Below are 17916 nucleotides of genomic sequence, written 5' to 3' on the forward strand. Positions count from 1 at the left end.
AAACTTATTCTAGTAGTACCCCTCAATGTAAAACATTCGAAGCGGTGAGGTTTTTGCTTCTTTTTCACTGGGAAAAAGAAGAGATAACAGCTTTTCCTTCTTTACCTGGTGAACCCGAATAAACTTGTCCTTGAGGCATTCCACGGAGACCCGGAGCTGACGTCGCTATACGTGAATAGATCTGATTTAAATCGGAGACAGGGTTGATAGCCCTACCGCCGGCGGATACATCAATATATACGTAATTTGCTTGCTTCTTATCGGCTGTTTGTGGTGTGATACCATTTGGATCGTATTTAAAACTGACATTGCCACCATCCCCATTGGGATCGGTTTTCGTTCCATTCATGGCATCTTGACCACGGGCAATTACGTATAATGAACCCAATTTGTTAAGGTTGATATCAATATCGAAGTCGGAAGCATTATTTTGCCCACCGATACCGCTGATAAACGCGCCTTTTCCTATCTCGGCATGTTTTACGACCAATTTAATATCTTTTTTTCCATAAAACTGTAGCGAGGATTTGTCTTTCATAATAAGCGTATCAATATAGATGACTGCAGAAGAATCACGGCTATTAAAGGTTTTCTTTTTCTTCTTGCCCAGCTCTAATCGGGCAATATGTTCCTCTTGTGCATGGGCTATCGATAGGAAAGAAGAACCCAAGAATAGGAAGACTATACTCAATATGTGTGTTATTTTCATGATTTCTACTATTTACGTACGTTATATTAGAATAACAAAAAGGTAAATAGTTTAGTTTGTTTCGCCGGATGAATATTGAACGATAAGTTTTGCTGTTTTTTCTGAAGCTCCCGGTGAGCCGAGTTTTTCCGCCAATAGGTCATAGTTTTCTAACACACTTGTGCGGTGCTCTTTATTGGTGATGAGCTCACCTAGTTCATCGGCGATAGTACGCGTATCGCATTCTCCCTGAATAAACTCCCGAACGGATAAAAAGCCGTTGATTAGATTTACTAAAGAAATGAATTCTACCTTTACGAGGCGACGAGCTAAAAATACCGTCAGTTTATTGGCTTTATAAACGACGACCTGCGGTACTTTTAAAATACCTGTTTCCAGCGTAGCGGTACCACTGGTCACGACCGCGGCTTCTGCGTGTTTGAGCAGGTCGTAGGTTTGCTGGAAAACGACCTTTATAGGTAAATCACCGATATATTGCTGATAGTAATTCTCGTCAAAATTGGGAGCTCCTGCGATGACAAGCTGATGTGCGGGGAAAAGATAATACAAATCAACCATAACGGGCAAGAGTTTTTCAATTTCCATTCTTCGACTGCCAGGCAACAGGGCAATAATAGGACGTTCATTAAGCCCGTTGTCTTGTTTGAAAGCAGCATTGAACTTGTACTGACTTATCGCATCCAGCAGGGGATTGCCAACGTAATCTACCGCATAATTATATTTTTTATAGAACTCCACCTCAAAAGGGAGGATGCAGAACATATGGTCAACGACCCTTTTGATCTTATGTACCCGACTTTGATTCCATGCCCAGATTTTTGGGGAGATATAATAACAGACACGGATACCGATTTTTTTTGCAAATTCCGCTATTTTAAGGTTAAATCCCGGGAAATCTATTAAGATTAAGGTGTCTGGATTTTCCTTGGTAATATCCTCTTTCACCAACTTCAGGTTTTTCCGGATTTTTCCCAGATTTTTGATCACCTCCACAAACCCCATGAATGCCATTTCCGACGTATGTATCAAAGGCGTTTGTCCAGAAGCCTCACACATCTGATCTCCACCCACAATACGGAAGCTAGCTTCCGTGTCTTCTTTTTTTAAAGCTTTAATCAGATTAGCGCCGTGTAAATCTCCAGAGGTCTCTCCAGCAATGAGGTAATATTTCATTTCAACTACATTCAATCTTATAAAGATACAATATTCTGCGGGATACGGGTAATATCGCTATATCCCTAGCTCGATCTGAAAAATCCCACCCCAAGCGTTCTTACTATTATTGTTGCCAAAATCTCCGTTTGCCACAGTGTAATTCGCATTAATTTGGAATTTCAGCCTGTGCGCTTTCACATATTTGGTTAATCCTAGTTCGATAACATCTAGCTGGTCCTCATAATTACGCAGTTGCTGATGCGGTTTTAGGTAAGTATATCTCGTCGCGACCTCATATCCTTTATTGATAAGATAGGATGCCTGTTGATTCACTCCCCATCCTTTGTTTGCATAGGTTTGTTCTTCTTCGGGGCCATCGACCTGATTGAACTGATCGTCCACAATGTTGAACGGATTGTCCACGTCACGTCGCATATATTCCGCCTGATAAGCAAATCCTTGATATTTGAAGATGGCATCAGCAAAAGAAGTCTTGAGCGTAAACGGATTTTTCACATACCTTCCAAGCTGTCCACCTTCTCTAGTCGTGCGGTCATTGTAACTATACCCCCCCCCAATGGAAAGTTTCGGTGTTTCCTCACGCTCGATATCCCCTTCAGAATAATCACCATCATTGGTGAAATCCCCAAAGGGTAAAAATTCAACACGGCCTGTATAGGCTAAACCATTATCTGTGCCCAACGCAGCACGTCCTTCACCTGTCGAGATGGCCGCTTTCGCATTTACAGGCATCTCACCGATTTTTTTACTTAGGTTAAAAGACATACCGAAATCACGATCTACCGTAAAGTTGCTATTGACTAACGATCGGTCGGCAAATTGCATTTGACTGGAGGAGTTAACCCGTTGGCGGTTACCGGGCAATTTATTCTGACCAAAAGAAATGTAAAAATCGTCGGTGAAATTGTAGAAGACCACCGCGTCCCGTACGATATTCGGCACACCGCTATCATCAAAATCCTGATCACCGCGTGTAAACGCTAACTGTATAGAGTATGAAATCTTAGGAGTATAAATATAGCCGTCCATGCGTAAACGTAGTCTGCGGATTCGAGCATCGAACTTGTCGTTATCTTCGTTATCCAACACGTTGCTGAAACCGAGTCTATTCTGCATCCGAAATCTGAAATTGGTGTAGAACAAAGAGTCATTACTCATGTATTGTATCCCTTTGAAATTTAAGATGGTTGCCCGGTCGTCTCGTTCCTGTGCTTGGCTTTGGAGCGTGAGTAAAAGGCAACCTGCGGTCATTAACAATAGTCCAATTTTAATCTTCATGCGTATGGTTATAAAAATGTATTTTTAATGCGTATAGCAAAATGCCAAAGATAATATTTCTTGGTTTTACTTTATGCTATACGCGGATACGAAATTTCATTTTAATTTTGGAAAGAAATGGGAAAATTGATTCATACTTTTTTTCCTCAAAAAAAGTATACAAAAAAAATCGTCGCTGAAAAATTTTGATTGAGATGGATAGTGCAAGAATATTATTTTTACATATTTCAAAATTTTTGATGCGACATCAGAGGAGAAGAAAGGGATCGTGCAAACCTATAAGCTGAGCCTGTGAATTTATCAACGATAATCATGGTTCAAACAAACGAAGAAAATTGTGAGCGAAAAGACTCGAAAAATAATCCACGTTGACATGGACGCATTTTATGCGTCGGTGGAGCAGCGCGATTTTCCGGAGTTACGAGATAAAGCACTTGCGGTAGGAGGTTCTCCGGATGGCCGCGGCGTGGTGGCTACGGCGAGTTACGAGGCGCGGAAGTTTGGCGTGCGCTCGGCGATGTCTTCCCGACAAGCGCTGCAGCGTTGCCCGCATCTGCTATTTACTCGACCTCGATTTGATGTATATCGGGAAGTTTGCAACCAGATACGGGCAATTTTTAAGCGATACACCGATTTGATAGAACCGCTTTCGCTGGACGAAGCCTATCTCGATGTGACGGAAGACAAGCAGGGGATAGGGTCCGCAATTGAAATCGCTAAAGCCATTAAGACGGCAATCCGTGATGAGTTGGGACTAACTGCATCGGCAGGTGTGTCTGTTAATAAATTTATTGCAAAAATTGCTTCGGATTATCAAAAACAAGATGGATTAACCTTTATCGGGCCTTCCAAAATTATTTCTTTTTTAGAACAGCTTCCTATTGATAAGTTTTTTGGCGTAGGCAAGGTGACCGCTGAAAAAATGAAAAGTATGGGCATACATACGGGAAGAGAGCTGAAGCAATTTACCGAGGATGAATTGATCCGCAGATTCGGGAAATCTGGTAAATTTTTCTATCACATGGTACGCGGAGAGGATAGCCGACCTGTAAAACCTAATCGGATCGTCAAATCTATTGGTATAGAGGATACGTTTGAAACGGACCTTAAAGAGGAACAGGAAATGCTGAAGGAATTGAACGTGTTGTGCGAAAAATTGGAAAAAAGATTAGAGGGTAAGGCAAAACAAGGACGTACCGTGACCTTGAAAATAAAATTTGCAGATTTTACGCAGATAACGAGAAGCAAAACAAGTATGTTTTACTTGAATACCGCGGAAGATATTTTCCGACAGGTTATAGAACTTTTCAGCAAAGCAGACATGGAGAATAAAAAGGTGCGGCTTTTGGGGGTAACGATCTCTAATTTTTATGATGCTGATCTGGAAAAATTAAATAATCCGCAATTGCGATTGTTTTAGCGTAAAACGGACTGTTGTATCTATGTAGTAGATGTCGCGCGTATGTATGGCGTATCTATATTCCTGTTAATATAAAAGAAACCAAGGATATTTGTGAAATATAATACCAATTACTTGGTATAATTTTCATAGGTAGATTGTATCCGGTATTACCTCCCCGGTAATGCCGGATCTTTATTATACGAAAAGCATTCCATATAGACATGAACAGATTAGACACAAAGACAAAAGGTTCTTACGTTCGCTATACAGCGAAAACACAAGAAAGTGTTATCAATGCTCTTCTGTCTGGTGAGTTGCTATTGGAAGAGGCGATGGCGAAATATGGAATTCTTTCGAAAAAAACGGTGATACGCTGGCTAAAGAAACATCAGCTTGAAGAAGGAAATTGTCAAACTTCGCCGTATACTTCATCATAGAACTCCATTTAATTCCTCTATTGGGTGTGAGATAGACTTTTTACTTCGCTCCACCAAGACTACCTAAATGTCTATCTGTCGATCGGAAACCTAATAGGAGTGGAATCTTATCTAAAATGTCACATTTTAACTACAGGTTGTTTTCCTTGAAAGAATATCTATAGGCATCTAGGAGATATTCCTTAAATTCGCTCAATAGACCATTTCCGGCAGTGGTTCGTGTGAAGTAACAATGAAAAACTAGTCTTTAAAATACATTATGAATGAACATCTACTTAAACAGTTTTGGCATGTTGTTTCTAATAGGCATATTGAAGAAGGTATGGATAAATTGCGGATTGTTAGCTTACGACTTATAAACCAATATGCTTTGTTGATATCCTTAATTTTTATTATTGACGCTATTAGAAACTTATCATTTGGACGGCCTATTAATTTCGTTGTTTTGTTTACTGTAGGGTGTTTATTGTTTCTATTGTCATGGTTTACGAAACTGCATTTGAATGTTAAAATGGCTACCTCTGCTTTGATAATGGTTACATTGGTCGTATTTTATTTTTGTTCTACAGCGGGTTTCCATAATGGCATTGCACCCTATTATTTTTCAATTTTATTTGCCGCATTGTTTATCTTTAACGAAAGACATAGACACTACAATATATTTGTTTTTCTATGGATTTTTGTATTGTTCTATGTCGTGCATTTGTTTGATTTAGAGATGTTCAGTAGTTTATGGAGGAGCCAAGTGTGTTTTCACGAAAATCCACAGGCTACTCTTATGCAATCAGTTTTGCTATTAGTCGTTAATGGTTATTTTATTATGTTGAAAAACACGGAATTGCAGAAATTATATCGTCAAGTTCTACATGCAGATATCCAACCATTTCAGTTGAATGTTAAATCGAAGAGTGCTACAATATCCTTGTCTGTTGAGGATATTGTGAAACTAGCTCAAACAGATGACCCAGCATTCATCGTAGCGTTTCAACAAGTTTTTCCTGACTTTTATGCAAATTTATATAGGCAAAATACAGGGATGACACAAGAAGAGTTTAAATTTTGTGCGCTTTTAAAACTGGGATTTACCACTAAAGAAATTGCCAATTATAACCATTTGGCGATACGTACGGTCCAAACCAAGAAGAGCCGATTACGCAAATCGTTTAATATACCTCGGAAAGAAGATCTTTATATGTGGATAGCACAATTTTGAACCATCATTCGTTCGCCAGAGACTTAATGAATTCTGATGGAGATACGGTAGTGACCTTTTTAAAGTTTAGGGCAAATTTACTTTGTGAAGAAAAACCTGCTTCACGTGCGAGGGCAGCTACTTTTAACCTACGGTAATAGGAATTATTCCTTAGTTTTTCAATAATGTAGTTAATCCGGAGCTCGTTGATATAGTTGAAGAAATCTTTTTTCTTATGCGAATTGATGACAACGGAAAGGTATTTTGCATTAGTGTCACAATAGGTCGCCAGATAGGATAGTGACACATCTCTTTTAATATAGAGTTGTTTGTTTTCAAATTCTTCCAATCGGTTCAAAATCTTGTTTAGCGTTTGCTCCAACATGAGTGGCGATGAACAGGATTCGCTTTCCGGATCCTTATCGGAAGAGGAGAGGTTGCGTTCGTTCGGTATAGCTTGCGTATTATCTTTATTTATTACATCGTCGGTTTTCGCTTGTTGTATGTGCGGCGAACTTAACTTTTGATTTGATGGAGACAAAAAAAAGTAGCGCGTCATGGGGAGTACAATCAGAATGCCTATGAAGATAAAAATTAATTTATCTTTTGATTTTTGAAACATATCATCTTTTTCACGTCCTAATGTGGTGTAGGAACTATTCAGAAAATCGGCTGATTGTCTGTAAATGGTCGTGATAATAGAATCTTGTGCTTTCTTGATGGCTCGTATTTTACTTATATCGTTGATGCTGCTGTAATAGCGATACGCTGTTTCGTTCACCTCCTTTTTCAAATGTAGATAGTGTGAAAGATCGGCTATACCTTGCGCCATATTTAAATGTTTCGCTGCTTTCGAAAGATCGTTTCGGTTAAGGTAGATATTGGCGAAACCGTTATGAATTAATGCTGTAATGTGGTTTTTCGGAATGTTCGTGGTCAAATTCAGTGCTATTTCATAATGCTTTAATGCATTTTCTTCATCACCCAGAAGATAATTGACGAGCCCTAATAACTGCTCGTTTTCCATGATTGCAAAAAACTGAATTTGTTTTGTGTCTTCAAGATATTTTTTAGATCGTTGTATATAGGTTATAGCTTCTTTATACTGTTTCTGCTCCATTTTATAATAGGCTTTTTCTTGCATAATCAATCCCTTGGCTGCATTTGCCAACTGTGGGTCTGATATCTTTTCAGCGATGTTCATTGCCTTCTCTATGTATTCTCTGGCTGGTGTCAATAGTTGTGCTATTCTGTATTGCGTCGCTAAAAACGCGTAAATACGTGTTTTCCAATCTAGGTGATTAGTGCTCTTGATGATATTCTCTGCTTTGAGACCGTATTCGATTGCCTTTGTAGTTTCCCCAACTTGTTGGTACAAGGAAGCTGTCAACATCAAACTCTGCGCTTCGAGTAGCGGTGTTTTGGATATTGTATATAAAGAATCTGCAATATGTAATGCCGTGGGAAAATCTGTTTGGGAAGTTTCTAGGTATGTTTTCGTGTATAATGCATTATAGGTTTCTATATCCTGGCCACGCGAAATCATGATAAGTATAAATGAGCAAAAAATATAAAGATAGATTTTTTTAATCATGATATTTTTTTTCACAGCTTTTTGTTTGCCGAGATTGATGTATGGTATGGGGAACTATAGTGTAAAACAAAATTACTTTTCCAAAAGTGCGATCATTCCTTTTGATTTACGAGAAAATGAATACGTCACAGGTGCTTTATAATATACTACATAGGTGTTGATAAAGGTAATTAAATCTATATAAAGTGCGTTATTGTATTTTTGATTGTATACGCTATTTTTTGGGTCTATTGTGTTGTTTTTTAGTTGATTATGTGTGTTTTTGATATTGTCCATTTTAGGTAAAATGTATAATTACTTCATCCTTATTTTCGCTGTTCTGGTTGTACAATATCTTTTTTGCCCCTGTTAGTTGCACTAACTTTGTCGAACTAATAATCGATAAACAGAGAATTATCAATTACTACTAGTCAAATTTAAATTAACAAAACAAATGGAAGAGCAAAACAGTATGCTGTCGCTTGAAACGGGAGAAGCGTGGAACGGCGGTGAACCGGGGAAATCCGAGAAACTCACGTATATCGTACCTAAAGTAGGATTGACTTTCGTGGAATTGGAAAATAACATTGCAGCGGGATCCATAACCGTCAATGAGAATAACAATGTAGTAGAAGAGAGCTGGATGGTAGAAGAAGATGATCGACGTGAGATCGACCTAGATTTCTTTAATTAATTCCCTTATCTATTTACAAAACTTTTTAAAGGCCAAACTGAAAAAAATGAAAACGAACTCAATAAGATATAATACAATATGGTGTCTGTTATTGACACTTTTTGTGGCTATTTCCTGTAAAAATGAGACAGGAGTTGAGCCTATCTATGACGGTATAAAAATGCGCGTCAGTCTAAGTAGTGGTTTTACGGTGGCTACAGGAAACAGTGGAGCTTTAAAATCAAAAGCTTCTACTTCTGTAGCTACAAAAAATACCGACGGTAAATTAGAAACACAGACCCAGATTATACCGCTCAGCAATGGATTAAACATTGTTGCAAAATTGGTACCGGAGCAACAAACTGCACCTGTTGCTTTGAAACAGTCCGCAGGCGGCGGCCTCAAAGCTGCTGCTCAAGAAGTAAAAAGCACTTTGCCCATAGGTACCCAATATCGTTTACTGGTATACAATGCGACTGGTAATGAAGTAAAGCGGTTAGAAAAAACGGTAGACGCAAACTCCTCTTCGTTTGACGAATTCACCTTGGACGCGACAGGTACAACAACGAACTATACATTTGTGGCCTATTCAGCGGGTACCGCGGCTCTTCCTGCGCTTGCGGCGAATAGTACGCTATCAAGTGCTATGGTGACTATCGGTAATGAAAAGTTTATGCATTTTGTAGAGACTATAGCTCTAGGCTACGGTGCCAATGATTTAGAAGTTGTTCTGGCAAACAAACTGAGCGAAATCACGACGGTTCTTGATGGTCAGGGGATCGGTCTGAATTCTATAACAGGCGTGGGTAATTTTACTTTGAAGAACGCGACACATACTGGAGGCTCGTTAAAGCTATCCGATGGGACGGTAACTTACACTGGATCCGCCCAAGATAAAGCAGTTTCTTTTCCCGCGATTTCAACAGGGTTAACAGAGGTAAGTAGTTTACCAACTGTATTGGCTCGTGACTTAACCACTACTAGCCTAGAGGTAGAGTATATTGAGATAGCGGGTCTGGGCAGGAGCGAATCATTTGTTGTACCAAATGTAAAGATTGAGCCCGGGGTGAAATACAATCTAGTATTGGAGCTGGATAAGGGGAATTGTATGTTTAATGTAAGCCCTGAGACTTTTACGCTTTCAAATACCCAAGCGGGATGTAGAATTCGTTTTTTAATATTGTTTACTTGGTTTAATTATAGTATTCCTCAGAACCAATGTTCTGGAGGTATCCCCTTAGTATATACCATGAGTTGGGCAACTCCTAACAATGGTGAAACGATTGGACGCGTATACGAATTTGCACCGACTGCGAATGCAGGTGTCGTCATGAATATTACAAGTTTGGATAATTCGTTCAATATGGCCATTAATGATCCAGCTGACGATCAAAACACGGCAAATCGGAAGATAGCAACAAAGGAGATCCAGTTTCAGGGTACAGGGGCTAATGGTCGTAATGTCCGGTTTGCCGGTGGAGGAGGTTACCACGGAGATGGTACCATTCCTAATGTATGGGATATTACGAATGGTACAGCAGACAATCCTGTTCTTCGAGTTAGTGTGTCAGCGTCGGGTGTCGTGAGTATAACGGGTCGTAAGAGCAATAGTGATTTGACTCAATATCCGATGGAGTTATTTAATAGCACATCTTTTAATACTGTGACTTGGTTGACCAGTGGCACCACCAACAACAAAGTAACAATAACGCAAACAGTTAGCGGACCTACTTATATCAATGGTCAAGTGACCGGAAAACGAATTGCCGCTTGTAATTAAACCTCTTTAGCGCTCTCCCGTGTCTGCGCCGAGGCATAGCAAGATAGGAACGTAATAACACTTAATAAAAGTCCCCCTTTTGGGGGGACTTCACTAAAATAAGACAATCAGAAATTAACGATAGATGAAGAATTTTATAATAATATCACTGTTCGCTTTAGGTGGCACCGGTGCTATACAAGCACAATCGGTACCGGTAAAGCATGATACCACCGTAACGGTTTCAACCGACCGTTATCAAGCCATCACCAATCGCTTTGGTGACAATTGGATTTTTGGTGCTGGTGCCGGTGCGTCGATATTTTTTGGCGATCACGACAAGCAAGCTAAGTTCAACGAACGTTTGGCGGCTCATTATTCCGCTTATTTAGGTAAGTGGTTTAGCCCGGGGTTGGGTGTTCGTGCCGGAGGTAGTTTCGGAAAAATCAAAGGACTGACCCAAAACGCACCATGGATGACATCCGGTGTGCATTCTACTGGCGAGCGTTACGACGGCAAGCCGTGGGATGACTACTGGTTAGAACATCAGGAATTTAACGCTTTTCATATTTATGGAGATGCGCTCTTTAACCTCACGAATATTTTCGGAGGTTACAAAGAACGTTTTTACAACATCAGTCCGTATGTGGGCTTGGGTTGGATGGTGACTAACGACGAACCTAAACAGGGTGAAGTAAGCGCTAATATTGGTATCTATAATACGTTCCGTTTAGCGAATGCATTGGATTTAACGTTGGACCTTCGAGGAGTGATGTTCAATGATCGTTTTGATGGCGAGGTTGGGAATCGTAAACAGGATGGCCAGGCAAGCGCATTGTTGGGCTTGGCTTATAAGTTCAACAAGCGTGGTTGGGACAAACCATCGACGATAGTTGTTGAAACCAACTATGATGAAACTCTCCTGAACGAACTGCGTGATCGCGTTGCAAAATTAGCTGCAGATAACGAAGCGTTGAAACGCCAGTTGGCAAATGCCAAAGGAGATGTGATCACAGATGTTCAGTTTAAAGACAGAATATTGGCTGCGCCAATTCTGCTGACATTTACGATTGACACTTGGGAAGTACGCAATGAAGCACGTGTAAACCTTGGATTTTTTGCGGAGACCATAAAAAAAGCTAACAAAGACGTGGTTTATACCATCACGGGCTATGCGGATAAAGGAACCGGTACGCCGGCTCGTAATGAACTGTTGAGTCGTAACCGCGCAGAAGCGATCAAGAAAGTCTTGGTAGAAGAATTTGGTGTCGATCCATCACAATTGCGTACGGAGCATGAGGGCGGTGTCGAGAATATGTATTATGACGATCCACGTTTGAGCCGTGCGGTGATTGTTATCGGTAAATAATAAAGGTCGGGACGTATTCATCTTGAATGGGTACGCCCCAATCAAATTTCGATAGTGTAGATGGTTATTTGAGAATGGAAATCTTACTTGTTGTTGGTTGTTTTGTCGTTGCCCTGCTGTTGAGCAGGGGCATGATTCCCGTCATTATGTTAGTGACATACAAAAAGCGTCTTTTCGACCCTGTCAACGACCGTAAGGTACATAATAAATGTATTATTCCTCGTTTAGGGGGCGTTATTTTTGTACCTATACAATGTTTTCTGTTTGTTGTTGCGTTGGTTTTTGCGGTCAAAATAGCGCATATCGAAATGAACGTCCAATCTTGGGTATTTCTTCCAAGTTTTATGATGCTATTGTGTGGTTTGGGGATGCTGTTTATGGTGGGCGTTGTTGACGATTTGATAGGAGTGAGCTACAAATGGAAATTTGTCGTACAAATTTGTGCGGCGAGTTTTTTTCCTCTTTCCGGGCTATGGATCAATGATCTGTATGGTTTAGGTCTCCTCGTTTCGCTTCCCGCCTGGGTAGGGATGCCATTGACGATGTTTATTGTTGTTTTGATTATCAATGCCATTAACCTTATTGACGGATTGGATGGACTTTGTTCCGGTGTCGTGGCGATGGGATGTATGGTATTGGGGGCTTTGTTTATGTATTACGGTGCGTGGTGGCATACGTTGTTTGCATTTATTACCGTAGGTGTGTTAATCCCTTTTTTCTACTATAATGTATTTGGTGCTACTCGTCGTCGTCGTCGAATTTTTATGGGTGATACCGGCAGTATGACGCTAGGGTATTCGATGGCTTTTCTGGCCATTAGTTTCGCGATGAATAATCCATATGTAAAGCCTTTTTCCGAAGGTGCGATTGTGGTTGCATTTTCTACACTGATTATTCCTGTTATGGACGTGGCACGTGTGATGTTTATACGTTGGCGAAAAGGAAAGCCTGTCTTCAAACCAGATCGTAACCATTTGCACCACAAATTCCTGCGGATGGGCATGTCCCATCGAACAGCCATGCTATCCATATTAGGCTTGGTGTTGTTTTTTAGTGCTTTTAATATCCTGATGGTGGAAATGATCAGTAATAATATTGTGATTCTCTGCGATGTGGCGTTGTGGTTAGGGATGCATGGAGTATTTGAAAGGATGGAGAAAAGATATATACAAAAGCAGGCAATGGTGACTTCCCAATCGACATCGCTTACACAAGTTTACAGAACGGAAAGCAAAATGAAGCTTAAGGAAGGGGTTGCGCTACAGGGAGGGGATGCCTATGTGCAATAAACATAAGAACGCTGACCATGCGCTAGGGCAAATGCAATTTGCTTCTCGGCATTTGTAAAAGAATATATGAAGCCTGTCTGCGTGACGCAGACAAGCTTCAATACCATTAAAGAACAATTATATAGATGAAAATTATACTGATCGGTGGTTCAGGCTTTGTAGGTACGCATTTAATAGATAGGCTGTTGGAAGTTTCTGGTCTAGAAGTATTGAATATCGATAAAAATAACAGCGAGAAATATCCAGAATTGACACGCATAGGAAATGTGATGGATTGGCAAACGCTAGTGCATCATTCCAAAGGCGGTGATGTGGTGGTGCTGTTGGCAGCGGAACATCGTGATGACGTAAGTCCTGTGTCGCTATATTATGATATCAATGTGGAGGGCATGCGGAATACGTTGAAAGCGATGGAAGTTAACGATATCAAGCGATTGGTTTTTACCAGTTCGGTGGCCGTGTATGGATTAGATAAAGACAATCCCGGTGAGGATGCCGCTATAGATGCTTTTAATGACTATGGGAAGAGTAAGTGGCAGGCAGAACAGGTACTAGATGTGTGGCATCGTAACCATCCTGATTGGAATATCAATATTATACGTCCTACAGTCATTTTCGGCGAAGGAAACCGTGGCAATGTATATAATTTATTGAAACAGATTGCTAGTGGCAAGTTTTTGATGATAGGAAAGGGGAATAATAAGAAGTCCATGTCTTACATCGGTAATATCGTAGCATTTATCTGGTTTTTGATTGAACAGAAAAAAAATGGTTATGAGGTGTATAATTATGTCGATAAGCCGGACTTCACCACCAACGACTTGGTCCGTCATACCGGCCAGATTTTAAAGAAAAAAATCCCGACAATTCGGATTCCCTATTGGCTGGGTATGTTTGGGGGGTATGGGTTTGATGTGTTGGCATTTATCACACGCAAAAAGCTAAACATCAGCTCGGTTCGGGTGAAGAAGTTTTGTGCAGTGACACAGTTTTCATCGAGTAAGGCGATGGCGTCGGGGTTTGTTCCACCGTATACCATGGAGCAGGGGCTGAGGAATATGTTGGAAGAGGAATTTGGACATAAAAATTAGTACTGTTTTGGGATCAATAAACATATTACAAGTGAAGAAACCACGGACAGTTACTTATTTCGGGCTGGATCTTTTTAAGTTCTTGATGGCGATTTGTGTTGTAGCGATTCATACACATCCTGCTGGAACCGACGGTACAGGATTTATTTTCAAAATGTATGATTCATTTTTAAAGATTGCCGTTCCATTCTTTTTTTTTACGTCGGGATATCTCTTGGCACATAAACTAAGCGATGATTATCAGCTTAACGAAACAGTGATTACCGGCTTTATCAAGAAATTAGTTAAACTCTATCTTATCTGGACATTGATTTATATGCCTTTGACCCTTTATGGGTTGTCTTTAGATGGGGAATTAAGCCTAAAAGGCGCTGCAATAACCTTGAGGAACATACTTTTCAAAGGAGAGAATTATTTCTCGTGGCCCTTATGGTATATGTTATCATTGGTCTATTTTGGTTTATTATTGTGGATTTCCAATCGGTTTAAATGGCGTTATGAAATTTTGTTGATTATTACGATACTGATTTATGTGTTGAATTTTGTCAATGTCAATTTCTTAGGGGTTAGTTATCTAGATACTTTAAAGAAGGTATTTGGTACCACTCGGATTTTTTCTGGATTCGTTTTTATTGCTCTCGGTTTATTTATTTATCAAAGAACATTGAAGTCCAGATTTTGGTGGGCAATTTTAGCACTTGCAATAACATTATATATAGGCACGTTGAGTATTCCATTGCTATCTGATCTTATGGTAATCGGGGCTGCCATAGCAATATTTTTTATCGGTTGTAATATCACATCAGATAATAAAGCTATCAGCTCATTTTTCAGAAAAATCAGTATAGTTATGTTTTTTACACATATGTACTTCTACTTTCTATATATATCTTTTGTTCCCAAAGATCTGCATATACAAATGGGAGGGTTTTTATTTTCACTGCTAGCTACCTTGTTTTTGGGAGATCTTGTTATCAAATATGGTGATAAAGTAAATATCCTTAAAACAATCTTTTGATACGGTATGGGAGAGAGAGCAGGTTTTATGGCGAAGAATACGATCGCATTATATTTTAGAATGCTCTTTACGTTGGGTGTTGGTCTCTATTGTTCAAGAGTCGTTCTTAATATACTGGGTATAGATGATTTTGGGATTTATAACATTGTGGGAGGCGTAATCGGTATGTTGGCATTTATCAATAGTTCTATGGCAGGTGCCACACAACGGTTTCTGACTTTTGAGCTTGGCAAATCGAATAAATTCGTTTTGACGAAGACTTTCAATCTGAGTATTACGATTCATATACTTATTGCGGCTGTAATTCTTGTCTTGACAGAGACCATCGGTTTATGGTTGGTATATAATAAATTGGTTATTCCCACGGATAGACTGGATACAGCCCTGTGGGTTTTTCATTCTTCCGTATTGGCTTCTGCGATTGGCATTATTACAGTGCCCTATGTAGCCATTATTAATGCGCACGAGAAGATGAATATTTTTGCTTACATATCCATTTTAGAAGTCGTTTTGCGATTGGGGATTGTCTTTTTACTGCCTCTGTTTCCGATGGACAAACTCCAGCTTTATGGGATTTTGACCTGCGCAGTTTCTGTTGTTACATTTTTGGTTTATTTCTTTATATGTACGAAATTATTTGAAGAGGCTAGAGTAAGGAGGCTTATCTGGGACAGCAGGCTATTTAAACGGATGATTGTTTTTTCGGGATGGGTATTGAACGGAAACTTAGCAGTAGTTGGATACACACAAGGGGTTAGTATATTGCTTAATTTATTTTTTGGTCCTGCTGTGAATGCCGCCAGAGGGATTGCTACGCAAGTGCAAAATGCTGTGAATAATTTCTCCTATAATTTCCAGCGAGCGATGAATCCGCAGATTATAAAGAGTTATGCTGCAAATGATCTGGAGAGAATGCACAGACTGATTTATTCTAGTACCAAGATCACTTTCTTCTTACTTTTTATAGTGTGTATACCTATTTATTTTGACACTCATTTTGTCCTGTTAAAATGGTTAAAACAGATTCCTCCGCATACCGTTGTGTTTGTCCAATTATCGCTATTAATAAGTTTAGTATCCTCGTTAAGTTATTCGTTAATCGTAGCTATCCATTCTTACGGAGACATCAAGCGGTTTCAATTGTGGGAAGGGACCATACTCTTGATGATTCTTCCGGCAAGTTATGTTTTATTAAAGAACGGGTATCCGGCGGAATCGACATTAATAATCCATTTATTATTCAGTATAGTCGCGCAAGTGGCTAGGGTGTTGATAGTGAGAAAAGCAGTTAAATTTCATCTTTCAGAATATTTCCATAAGGTGATTTTCAAAATTATTATAACAGTTCCTTTCTGTTTGATTGTCCCTTTTTTGATTAATGAGAATATGGATTCGGGCTGGTTAAGACTGGGCATAATGACAACAGCTTCTATATTTTCCGTTTGTTGCTTCGGCTATTTACTGGCTTTAGGAAAGGATGAAAAGATCGTGATACATTATTTGTTCAATAAAATTATTTTGGGAAAAACAGTATAGATAATTATGAAAAAGAAAGTTTCCATTATCATACCTATCTATAGTGCCGAGACATATATAGCTTCTTGTGTACAGAGTCTGTTTGACCAAACCTTAGCTGATATCGAGTATATATTTGTTGACGATTGTAGTCTGGATGATAGTATATCTATCCTGAAACGGATTTTAGAGGATTATCCTGCTCGAAAAGGGCATGTAAAAATTATACAACACAAAGAAAACAGAGGGGTCGCGACGACCAGAAATACAGGGTTGGACAATGCCACAGGAAAATATATAGGTTGGGTAGATGCCGATGACTGGATTGAGCCGGATATGTTTGAAAAGATGTACAACAGTGCTGAATCAAAGCAAGCTGATTTAGTTTGGTGTAATTTCAGGATGACTTTCACGGATTCGAGTTACGAAAATCAACAGCAGGTAGCGGAAGATTCCAAGGTCTATTTATTGTCTCTGATAAAAGGAGAAATGCAGGGCATGCTTTGGAACAAGCTCATCAGGAGAGAAATATTTTTGGAAAATCAGATCCGTTTTTTAGATGAGAATAATCTAGGTGAAGATAGGAATGTACTTATCAAGGTATTGTTTTATTGTAATAACATCATTCATCTAGAAGAACTACTTTATCATTATATGCAGTTCAATATAGGGGCAATCACTAGAGATATGACCCCCCGCAGAGTATATGAAGAAATAAATAATACTCGGGATATCGTATGTTTTCTCCGGGAGAAAAATGTCAGTTGGATACCTGATAGCGACCTCCAAAATTTTATGTTTAGGAGCAAACGTAAGTTGTTATATACGACAGACTTAATTCATTTTGAGAAATGGGCTAATATTTTTCCAGAATCCAACAGGTTACTCTATAAGAGTTACCTGGGGATGAGACATAAAATAGTCGGTTTTCTTGCTATTTATAAAATAAAGGGTCCCCTAAGGTTATGGATTAATATTAAAAAACGATATCAAACGAGTAAAACTTAAATATAATGAGTAAAATAATAGGGTATACCACCGGCGTTTTTGATTTATTTCATATCGGACATCTGAATATTTTGAAGAAGGCCAAGGAACATTGTGACTATTTAGTCGTTGGGGTTACGATTGATGAATTGGTGGAATATAAAAATGTAAAAGCAGTAATTCCTTATGATGAAAGAAAGGGTATTGTGGAATCAATAAAATATGTTGACCAAGTCGTTCCCCAAACTAATATGGATAAAATGGAGGCTTGGAAAGAGTTGCGATTTAATAGAATGTTTGTAGGAAGTGATTGGAAAGGAACGGATAAGTGGGATAGGTATGAAAAAGAATTTGCCAAAGTAGGCGTAGAGATTATCTACTTTCCGTATACAAAAGGAACCTCATCAACCCGTTTGAGAGAAGTATTACAAAAAATTACGAGATAATA

Annotated in this window: 16 protein-coding genes; 12 read left to right on the forward strand and 4 right to left on the reverse strand. The window is 39.3% G+C overall.

Translation table 11 applies throughout. The features are described 5' to 3' along the window. Positions 1-64: 64 nt before the first annotated feature. Genes H8B06_RS05210 through H8B06_RS05220 form a run of 3 tightly spaced genes read right to left on the reverse strand, consistent with a single transcriptional unit; the run spans position 65 to position 3163 of the window. On the reverse strand, positions 65-709 hold the full coding sequence (locus H8B06_RS05210) for a hypothetical protein (RefSeq protein WP_190993243.1): 645 nt from the start codon (positions 707-709) through the stop codon (positions 65-67). A 51-nt stretch (positions 710-760) separates the two neighbouring features. Then, positions 761-1882: a lipid-A-disaccharide synthase gene (lpxB, locus tag H8B06_RS05215; protein WP_190993244.1), complete on the reverse strand. Its 1122-nt coding sequence runs from the start codon at positions 1880-1882 to the stop codon at positions 761-763. A 57-nt stretch (positions 1883-1939) separates the two neighbouring features. Continuing rightward, positions 1940-3163 (reverse strand): porin, encoded by a 1224-nt coding sequence (locus tag H8B06_RS05220; RefSeq protein WP_190993245.1) that lies wholly within the window; start codon positions 3161-3163, stop codon positions 1940-1942. A 373-nt stretch (positions 3164-3536) separates the two neighbouring features. On the opposite strand from H8B06_RS05220, the gene dinB reads away from it, so the two are divergent. From dinB to H8B06_RS05235, 3 genes are all read left to right on the forward strand, one after another. After that, positions 3537-4583: a DNA polymerase IV gene (gene dinB, locus H8B06_RS05225; protein WP_190993246.1), complete on the forward strand. Its 1047-nt coding sequence runs from the start codon at positions 3537-3539 to the stop codon at positions 4581-4583. 203 nt (positions 4584-4786) lie between these two features. Then, positions 4787-5002, forward strand: a complete 216-nt coding sequence (locus H8B06_RS05230) for a hypothetical protein (RefSeq protein ID WP_190993247.1) — start codon at positions 4787-4789, stop codon at positions 5000-5002. A gap of 259 nt (positions 5003-5261) precedes the next feature. Further along, a complete protein-coding gene (locus H8B06_RS05235; protein ID WP_190993248.1) occupies positions 5262-6215 on the forward strand; it encodes a helix-turn-helix transcriptional regulator in 954 nt (317 codons plus the stop codon). Positions 6216-6219: 4 nt separating this feature from the next. Here the strand turns inward: H8B06_RS05235 and H8B06_RS05240 are convergent, their stop codons facing one another. Continuing rightward, entirely contained in the window at positions 6220-7788 is a 1569-nt protein-coding gene (locus tag H8B06_RS05240; RefSeq protein WP_190993249.1) for an AraC family transcriptional regulator, read from the reverse strand. A 433-nt stretch (positions 7789-8221) separates the two neighbouring features. Here H8B06_RS05240 and H8B06_RS05245 point away from each other — a divergent pair, with 433 nt between their 5' ends. From H8B06_RS05245 to H8B06_RS05285, 9 genes are all read left to right on the forward strand, one after another. After that, a complete protein-coding gene (locus H8B06_RS05245) occupies positions 8222-8461 on the forward strand; it encodes a hypothetical protein (RefSeq protein WP_190993250.1) in 240 nt (79 codons plus the stop codon). 46 nt (positions 8462-8507) lie between these two features. Continuing rightward, positions 8508-10220, forward strand: a complete 1713-nt coding sequence (locus H8B06_RS05250; RefSeq protein ID WP_190993251.1) for a hypothetical protein — start codon at positions 8508-8510, stop codon at positions 10218-10220. Positions 10221-10344: 124 nt separating this feature from the next. Further along, positions 10345-11568 (forward strand): OmpA family protein, encoded by a 1224-nt coding sequence (locus tag H8B06_RS05255; protein WP_190993252.1) that lies wholly within the window; start codon positions 10345-10347, stop codon positions 11566-11568. Positions 11569-11642: 74 nt separating this feature from the next. Further along, positions 11643-12857 (forward strand): MraY family glycosyltransferase, encoded by a 1215-nt coding sequence (locus H8B06_RS05260; RefSeq protein WP_190993253.1) that lies wholly within the window; start codon positions 11643-11645, stop codon positions 12855-12857. A gap of 125 nt (positions 12858-12982) precedes the next feature. After that, positions 12983-13948, forward strand: coding sequence for an NAD-dependent epimerase/dehydratase family protein (locus H8B06_RS05265; protein ID WP_190993254.1), 966 nt, complete (start codon positions 12983-12985; stop codon positions 13946-13948). A gap of 31 nt (positions 13949-13979) precedes the next feature. Continuing rightward, positions 13980-14966, forward strand: coding sequence for an acyltransferase family protein (locus H8B06_RS05270; protein WP_190993255.1), 987 nt, complete (start codon positions 13980-13982; stop codon positions 14964-14966). Between the two features lie 6 nt (positions 14967-14972). Continuing rightward, on the forward strand, positions 14973-16502 hold the full coding sequence (locus H8B06_RS05275; protein WP_190993256.1) for an MATE family efflux transporter: 1530 nt from the start codon (positions 14973-14975) through the stop codon (positions 16500-16502). Positions 16503-16508: 6 nt separating this feature from the next. Continuing rightward, a complete protein-coding gene (locus H8B06_RS05280) occupies positions 16509-17489 on the forward strand; it encodes a glycosyltransferase family 2 protein (protein ID WP_190993257.1) in 981 nt (326 codons plus the stop codon). Positions 17490-17494: 5 nt separating this feature from the next. After that, entirely contained in the window at positions 17495-17914 is a 420-nt protein-coding gene (locus tag H8B06_RS05285; RefSeq protein ID WP_190993258.1) for an adenylyltransferase/cytidyltransferase family protein, read from the forward strand. Positions 17915-17916: the final 2 nt, after the last annotated feature.

The sequence above is a fragment of the Sphingobacterium micropteri genome (assembly GCF_014692515.1).
Lineage (GTDB): Bacteria > Bacteroidota > Bacteroidia > Sphingobacteriales > Sphingobacteriaceae > Sphingobacterium > Sphingobacterium micropteri.

Coding starts and splice junctions, on each gene's coding strand:
- H8B06_RS05285 (WP_190993258.1), top strand. CDS start 17,495: ATGAGTAAAATAATAGGGTATACCACCGGCGTTTTTGATTTATTTCAT.
- H8B06_RS05240 (WP_190993249.1), bottom strand. CDS start 7,788: ATGATTAAAAAAATCTATCTTTATATTTTTTGCTCATTTATACTTATC.
- H8B06_RS05210 (WP_190993243.1), bottom strand. CDS start 709: ATGAAAATAACACACATATTGAGTATAGTCTTCCTATTCTTGGGTTCT.
- lpxB (WP_190993244.1), bottom strand. CDS start 1,882: ATGAAATATTACCTCATTGCTGGAGAGACCTCTGGAGATTTACACGGC.
- dinB (WP_190993246.1), top strand. CDS start 3,537: ATGGACGCATTTTATGCGTCGGTGGAGCAGCGCGATTTTCCGGAGTTA.
- H8B06_RS05275 (WP_190993256.1), top strand. CDS start 14,973: ATGGGAGAGAGAGCAGGTTTTATGGCGAAGAATACGATCGCATTATAT.
- H8B06_RS05220 (WP_190993245.1), bottom strand. CDS start 3,163: ATGAAGATTAAAATTGGACTATTGTTAATGACCGCAGGTTGCCTTTTA.
- H8B06_RS05235 (WP_190993248.1), top strand. CDS start 5,262: ATGAATGAACATCTACTTAAACAGTTTTGGCATGTTGTTTCTAATAGG.
- H8B06_RS05280 (WP_190993257.1), top strand. CDS start 16,509: ATGAAAAAGAAAGTTTCCATTATCATACCTATCTATAGTGCCGAGACA.
- H8B06_RS05260 (WP_190993253.1), top strand. CDS start 11,643: ATGGAAATCTTACTTGTTGTTGGTTGTTTTGTCGTTGCCCTGCTGTTG.
- H8B06_RS05230 (WP_190993247.1), top strand. CDS start 4,787: ATGAACAGATTAGACACAAAGACAAAAGGTTCTTACGTTCGCTATACA.
- H8B06_RS05245 (WP_190993250.1), top strand. CDS start 8,222: ATGGAAGAGCAAAACAGTATGCTGTCGCTTGAAACGGGAGAAGCGTGG.
- H8B06_RS05265 (WP_190993254.1), top strand. CDS start 12,983: ATGAAAATTATACTGATCGGTGGTTCAGGCTTTGTAGGTACGCATTTA.
- H8B06_RS05255 (WP_190993252.1), top strand. CDS start 10,345: ATGAAGAATTTTATAATAATATCACTGTTCGCTTTAGGTGGCACCGGT.
- H8B06_RS05250 (WP_190993251.1), top strand. CDS start 8,508: ATGAAAACGAACTCAATAAGATATAATACAATATGGTGTCTGTTATTG.